Annotated in this window: 10 protein-coding genes; all 10 read right to left on the bottom strand. The window is 65.3% G+C overall.

All coding sequences use genetic code 11. The features are described from left to right. Window positions 1-921: baseplate J/gp47 family protein (locus tag VA602_RS05325; protein WP_323452684.1), on the bottom strand; the 921-nt coding region annotated here is incomplete at its 3' end. Continuing rightward, the gene (locus VA602_RS05320) at window positions 918-1,235 is read right to left on the bottom strand and encodes a DUF2590 family protein (RefSeq protein ID WP_063541464.1); all 318 of its coding nucleotides are present in this window, start codon (window positions 1,233-1,235) and stop codon (window positions 918-920) included. The genes VA602_RS05325 and VA602_RS05320, both read right to left, overlap by 4 nt. Further along, window positions 1,235-3,352, bottom strand: coding sequence for a phage tail tape measure protein (locus tag VA602_RS05315; protein ID WP_323452683.1), 2,118 nt, complete (start codon window positions 3,350-3,352; stop codon window positions 1,235-1,237). The genes VA602_RS05320 and VA602_RS05315 overlap by 1 nt, the downstream gene beginning before the upstream one ends. A gap of 7 nt (window positions 3,353-3,359) precedes the next feature. After that, window positions 3,360-3,506, bottom strand: coding sequence for a DUF6890 family protein (locus VA602_RS26740; RefSeq protein ID WP_407682495.1), 147 nt, complete (start codon window positions 3,504-3,506; stop codon window positions 3,360-3,362). Window positions 3,507-3,526: 20 nt separating this feature from the next. Next, complete coding sequence (locus tag VA602_RS05310) at window positions 3,527-3,814, bottom strand: putative phage tail assembly chaperone (RefSeq protein ID WP_323452682.1); 288 nt, start codon at window positions 3,812-3,814, stop codon at window positions 3,527-3,529. Then, window positions 3,811-4,233 carry a lysis system i-spanin subunit Rz gene (locus VA602_RS26965; RefSeq protein ID WP_323452686.1) on the bottom strand — a complete coding sequence of 141 codons (423 nt, stop codon included), beginning with the start codon at window positions 4,231-4,233 and terminating at the stop codon, window positions 3,811-3,813. The genes VA602_RS05310 and VA602_RS26965 overlap by 4 nt, the downstream gene beginning before the upstream one ends. 56 nt (window positions 4,234-4,289) lie before the next feature. Then, window positions 4,290-4,820 (bottom strand): lysozyme, encoded by a 531-nt coding sequence (locus tag VA602_RS05300; RefSeq protein WP_323452681.1) that lies wholly within the window; start codon window positions 4,818-4,820, stop codon window positions 4,290-4,292. Next, the gene (locus VA602_RS05295; RefSeq protein ID WP_323452680.1) at window positions 4,817-5,023 is read right to left on the bottom strand and encodes a hypothetical protein; all 207 of its coding nucleotides are present in this window, start codon (window positions 5,021-5,023) and stop codon (window positions 4,817-4,819) included. Before VA602_RS05295 ends, VA602_RS05300 begins: the two co-directional genes overlap by 4 nt. Then, window positions 5,020-5,232, bottom strand: coding sequence for a TraR/DksA family transcriptional regulator (locus VA602_RS05290; protein WP_323452679.1), 213 nt, complete (start codon window positions 5,230-5,232; stop codon window positions 5,020-5,022). Before VA602_RS05290 ends, VA602_RS05295 begins: the two co-directional genes overlap by 4 nt. Then, window positions 5,232-5,333 (bottom strand): phage protein (locus tag VA602_RS05285; protein WP_323452685.1); only part of this gene is annotated, 102 nt, incomplete at its 5' end. The genes VA602_RS05290 and VA602_RS05285, both read right to left, overlap by 1 nt.

Genomic DNA, 5,333 nt, shown 5'->3' with positions numbered 1-5,333 from the left:
GTTTGGCCGGGGCCACACGGTCACGCTGATGGCATGCGGGGTTTCCGGCATGACGAACACGACCAGGTCGTCACCATGACCATGGTTCCCGCCGTCGCGGATGTGGGCGTTGATCTGCTCCAGGAATGATTCCGCCGGCACGCCGGCGTCGAACAGCACGTAGGCGTTCGCGCTACCAGGACCGCGTGGCGCGCCGTGTTCGAAGTAGATCCCATCGGGCCGCACGCCCGGGAACGCGGCGATCATGGCGCGATACACGGCGTCGGTATGCCACTGGTTCACCGCGCTGAATTGGTTACGGACGCGAAGGCGCAACTGGTCGTCTGGCTCAGGATCCGCACCCGGTGCAGTCATCCAGTCGTCGGCGTTGATGACCTGGGCAATACCCGGTACCGGGTCGAGTAGGATCGCGTAATAACCCGGGGCGAGGTTGTAGCCGCTGCCGACCTCGCGGGCGCTGACCTTGACCGACACCTGCAGGCGCCCGTCCGGGAACGTCGCGTCCTCGATCGTCACCAGTTGGTAGACGTGCCCGTTGATCGCAGCGGACTGCACGATCACGCCGGCGGGCATCTGCAGCTCGCCGGCGGTGTTCTCCCGCGTGAACAGCAGCACGCCCTGTGCCTTGGTTGCGCCCTTGCGCTCGGTGTTCACTGCCCACGCCAGGGTATCCAGCCAGGCACCGCTGGCCGTCTTGACGAAAAAGTTGGGCAGGACGGTATCGCTCAGGAACGTCAGCAACCACATGACAGGCTTGGTCACCAGCGCAGTCACGACCCGCCAGAACGGGCTGTAGGCGCTGGTGTTGCTCAGCTTGCTGCCCTGGGCAGCCACCTCGGCCTCCCAGGCCTGGCGCAGGCCTGCCTCGGTCGTCGGAATGCCGGCATCGGTCAGCGCCCGGCGGAAATCTACGTCACTCACAGGAATACCTCGATATCGCCGAATTTCAGGGTTTTGGCCGTGACCAGGTACACGCCTGGCCGGTCCTCAAGGATCCGGGCGGTGCCCGGTACCAGGCGTTCGTCGTCTTCCACCAGCAGCTCCAGCTGCAGGATGCAATCGGCCTGGCGTTGGCGGCTGCGCTCGGCCACCAGGGTCACCAGCAGCCCGCTTTCGCGGATCATGTGTGCGATGTCCTGGGCGATGCTGGCCCGGTCCTCGATCAGCAGCGGCTGGCGGGAGGGATCCAGTACCAGGTCGTTGTCCTGAATCAGTAGGTCGATGTACTCGCTCATCAGCCCACCGCCATGCCGATCATGTTTTCCAGCTCCAGCGGGGTCATTGGCTTGCCGCCGGTGTTGATCTCCACCTTTTCAACGTGCATGCGTCGATCCTGGCTCTGTGTGTTGTTCTGGATCTGCTTCATCAGCCCGCCCTGGGGCACCGCGTTAGGCCGAACGGGCGTGATGCTGGGCGCAGCCTGGGCCAGGCGCTCGCGGCTACGCTCGGCCTGCTCTATCTGCGCTGTCGGCTTGGCGTCCATGCGCATCAGTAGCGGTGTGACCGGCTCGACGGACGCTGGGAGCGGTGCACCCGGCGCAAGCGCTGCGCCAGGAAGCGCCACAGGCATTGGCGTGACGCCGATCGGCACAGCTTGGCCAGGGATCTGCGGCACGTTGGGCGGCGTAGGCACGTCACCGAAAGTGGTCTCGATGTTCACGCCCGGGATCTTGTTCAGCATGTCGATCAGGCCACTGATGGCCTTCTGGAAGATGGCCACGATGCCGTCCCACGCGGACTGCGCCATGGCTCCCCAGCCGCCCATCGAGCCGAACCAGTTGCTCAGCTGCTGCACCTGGTCAGCGACCCATTGGAACGCCTGGGTGTTCATCAGCGCGCTGGTCCACTCGTCCCAGTACACGACAGCGGCCACGACCAGGGCGATCAAGGCCGCAATGCCTGCGATCACCAGACCCACGGGGTTGGCCATCATGGCGGCGTTGACCAGCCAGATAGCGCCCTGCCACAGCAGCATGGCGCCTTTGGCCAGGCCGATGACTGCGATCATGGCGAGCACCCGCGCAACCAGGAGCACGCACTGGATGGAATGGGCGACGAACATCGCGATGCTGCGCCAGCCGGTCCAGGTGAGCAGGGTCCAGACGACGTTCAGGCCCAGCATGGCCATCTTGCTCAGGCCCACCACGATGCTCAGCGTGCTGATCGCGGCGGTGATGGCCAGCGTGGCCAGCGTGGCGATCCCCATCACCCGCGTGATGTTCGGGAACAGCTGGGTCCAGCGGGTCAGCGTCTTGCCGATATCGACCAGGCGGGTCATCAGCGGCTGCAGCATCGGGATCAGCGCCTGGCCGAAGGCGATGCGCAGCGACTGGACCGCCGCGCCGAGCTGCTGCCAGGGATCGACCATGGCAGCGGCCATCTTCTCGGCCTGCTCCAGGCTCCGCACCTTGCCGAGCTGGTCAATACCGTTCTTGAGGCGGTCGGTGTCTTGGGCCAGGGCGCCGATCACCTGAGCGCCTTCGCCGCCGAAGGCCTCGACCAGCTTGTTGTTTGCGGCGGCGTTGCGCAGATCCCCGAACTTGCCCTGCAGCTTGGCCAGGATGTCGAGCATCGGCAGTACCTTGCCGTTGGTGTCGGTGAACTTGATCCCCAGCTTGTCCGAGGCGTTGCCGATGTTCTCGAAAAAGGCCTTGTAGCGTCCGCCGGCGTCGCCGCTCTCCATGGTGCTCGACAGGCTGCCCAGGACCGCCATCTGTTCGGCCAGGTCGATGCCCGAAGCGGTAGCGATCGCGCCCGCTTCCTTGAAGCCGTCTTTCATCTGCTCGCCGCTGGTCCTGAACAGCTGGACCGCCAGGGCGGTCTGGCCGCCCAGCTTCTCGACCCACTGGCTTTTGCCCATGACGTCGGCCTGCTGCTTCTGCAGGTTGTACAGCGTACCCACGTACTCGCTCATCACCGCCGTGTCGGACTTGGTGGCCTTGGCGAGTACGTTGCTGGTGTTGGTGAAGGTGGCCAGCTGGGAGCCAGCCAGGCCTTTGATGGCGCCCTCGATCTTGTATGCCGAGGAGACGAACGACGCGGCGTTCTCGCCGTAGGCAACGGAAAAGTCCAGGGACTTGGTGTTGAGCGCGTCCAGGGCGTCCTGGGCCACGCCCAGCGAGCGAACATCGCCCAGGGCGCGATTGACCTCCAGCGCCGGTGCCAGGGATCCCTCGATGCCGGTCAGCGAGCCCCACAGGCCCGCCACGCCGGTACCGATCTGCTTGATGTTGGCTTCGCCCTTCTCCGCCAGGTCACTGAAGCCCTTGGTCACCTTCGCCAGGGGCGCAGTGACCTTGTCAGTCAGCGACAGGATGAAGTCCAGGCGGCTGGATGCGTTGTTCGCGCTCATGGGGTGGTCAGCTTCCGTTGAATGCTCGTGCGATGCCGTTGGCTATTGCGATTTCCATCCGCCGCCAGTGCTCGTCCTCCAGCCATTTGGCTGTGCCCAGGTTCTCGGGCGTCGGGGCGGCACCGGGCAGCCAGCGTTCGCCCAAGGCCAGCAGTTGGCCTAGGCCGTCCTCGGTCAGGCGCTCAGCGTGCTCGAGCGCTTTTTTACGGTGACTTCAACCTTCGGCTGGAACTCCTCGACCAGGGCGCCGGCGATCTCCAGGGTGGTGGACGGGTGAGCCAGGAGCGGCTTGAGTTTGGCCTTCTGGTCCTGCTTGACGGTGTTCATCAGCAAGTTGTGGGACGGGGCGATCTTGTTCGCCTGGGTCAGGCCGTTGATGTACTTGGTGACGTGGGCGACATCGATCTCGAAGTCGAAGTCTTCGCCGCCGATTTCCAAGGTGATTTCAGCGCGTTCGGTCATTGCGGTATTGCTCCTGTAGTGGGTGGGGTCGTGCAAAGGGTGCGGATGTGGCCCTGCAGGCCGAGAATCATTTTCTGGCTGAGGGCGAGCTGATCCCGGAGGGTGAAATAATCCGATCGAGCGTCTGCTGCGAGTTCGGCGGGGCCTGCATCAGCCACGCCGGCGGCGCCGGTACCGGAGCCGGTACGCACTGCGGGGCAGGTGGCTTTGACGAGCAGCCGCTGATCACGATCATCAACAGCGCGGCGCAGATCCTGGTTGTGTTTGAGTGCATCGGTCAGTTCCTGAAAGTGTTGGGCGTCGTTGGCGGCGGCGATCGCCAGGCGCTGCCCGGTGAGGTGTGCCGCTTCGCGCAGGCCCGCAGCTTCCGTTTGCGCGGTGTCACGCTCCGATCGGGCGTGGTCGCGCTGCTCCAGCACATGCGCGAACTCAAGCCAGGCCACGCCGGCGATAAGGGCCACGGCCAGCAGAGCGATTAGGCCGCGCACAGGGCGGCCTCCTCGAGGCGTCGGGCGTGCAGTCCGGGTACAAACACCTTGCGGCCCTTGGCGTCGGTGACGTAGGCCCACACGGGGCGCCCATCGGCGCCCCAGGCCAGTGCCCGGCAGCCTTCCTTGATACGCCCGAGGTTGATCAACACCAGGGCGCGGCTTGCGCATGTCGATGGCACGCCGACGTTGTGGCCGTGGCTGGACAGTGCGTCGAACGTGTCCTGGGTGATGCTCTCGTTCGTGAGGCAGTCGGCGAGGGCCAGTTGTCCCTTCTCGACCACCAGCTGCTCCACCTCGGCGCAGCGCTCCGGCGACCAGTAGTCGCCCACGATCACCGGGTATGGGCTGGTGTAGCGAGTGATCCCCATGCAGACGGTCGGCAGGCCCCGGGCAAGCTTGTCGGCGTAGACGACGTTCTGCCCTTCGCCTTCCCACTTGCCCAAGAACGCCATCAGCGTGCTGCTGCTCAGCACCAGGGCGACGGCCCCGGTCAGGATCTTGTTACGCAGGCTCATGGTTTGATCCTCCAGTCACGCAGCATCTGGCGGTATTTGGGGATCAGCAGGAGGATCTGCAGCACCATGTAAACCGCCGTCAGCATGTAGGCGACCGCCGACCAATCGACGGCGCCGGTTACGCCGGTGGCGGCGACCCCGATCGCGGGCGAGGCCTTGGCCAGCGCGATCGCGGTGTCCTGCGCTGCCTGGTTCGTGCTCATCGCTGGCCCCTTTTCTCGAAAGTGGATTGGCACGGGACGCACCGGGTCATGCCGCCCAGCGCGCGGCGCGCCTCCGGGATCTCGTCGCCGCAATCGTCGCAATGGGTGAGGCTTGGCCCTGTCGCCGGCCCTTTGCCTCGAGCAGCGGCGATCGCCTGGTCACGCTGACGCTGTTCCAGGGCCTGGGCGCGGTCGAAAGGGCAGACCATCAGCTCAGGCCCTCAGTCTCGCGGGCGGCCAGGTACGGCACGCCATTGATGCGGATGAAGTCCGGGCTGGTGACATCGAATGGCAGCTTGTGCTTCGACTT

The sequence above is a fragment of the Pseudomonas machongensis genome (assembly GCF_034961125.1).
Classification (GTDB): Bacteria; Pseudomonadota; Gammaproteobacteria; order Pseudomonadales; family Pseudomonadaceae; genus Aquipseudomonas; species Aquipseudomonas machongensis.
The sequence above is the reverse complement of the archived record's forward strand: the minus strand, read 5'-3'. Positions and strand labels throughout refer to the sequence as shown.